The organism is Nocardiopsis listeri NBRC 13360 (genome assembly GCF_001570765.1).
In the GTDB taxonomy this organism is placed as follows: domain Bacteria; phylum Actinomycetota; class Actinomycetes; order Streptosporangiales; family Streptosporangiaceae; genus Nocardiopsis; species Nocardiopsis listeri.
On the sequence record NZ_BCSH01000148.1, the window covers coordinates 1 to 653 of the forward strand.

A 653-nucleotide genomic window follows, 5' to 3' on the forward strand; every position below is an offset into this window, starting at 1 on the left:
CGTCGCCACGGTGTGGAAGGAACCGACCTTCCTGTTGGCGCACCCGCGCACCATCGCCGCGTTCGGACGGGAATGCAACCGCCGTGGCCTCTACCCGCAGAGCGTCGACATGTCCGGCCACAAGGTCCCCTCCTGGCGGGGCATCCCCATGTTGCCGTGCAACAAGATCCCCGTCACCAAGGAGCGCACCAGCTCGATCCTCATCATGCGGACCGGTGAGCAGAACCGCGGTGTGGTCGGTCTGCACCAGACCGGGATCCCCGACGAGTACGAGCCCGGGCTGTCGGTGCGGTTCATGGGCATCAACGACCAGGCACTCCTCTCCTACCTGGTCAGCACCTACTACTCCGCGGCCGTCCTGGTGCCCGACGCGCTGGGGATCCTGGAGGACGTCGAACTGGGACGCGAGGACTGAGAACCCCCACCGCGCGGTCGACGGAGGCCGGACCGATCGGCCGCCTTCCCCCGGCGACCCAGGACGGTCCCGTCGACCCGCCTCACCGACCCCGGCCGCGCCCATGGTCCGGGGCCCGATACTCCGGTCCGCGATCACGCACGCACCGACAACGCTCAGCAGGATTGGTGGCTCTTGCCATGACAGTGACGGAATCCAGCACCGACACCCCTCGACGAACACCGAACGGTCTCAGCCT

The 653-nt window shown here is 68.0% G+C and carries 1 pseudogene; it reads left to right on the top strand.

Going from position 1 to position 653, the window contains the following annotated elements:
• A pseudogene (locus NLI01S_RS24860) lies at positions 1-415 on the top strand (Crp/Fnr family transcriptional regulator); the annotation flags it as partial.
• Between the last annotated feature and the right edge of the window lie 238 nt (positions 416-653).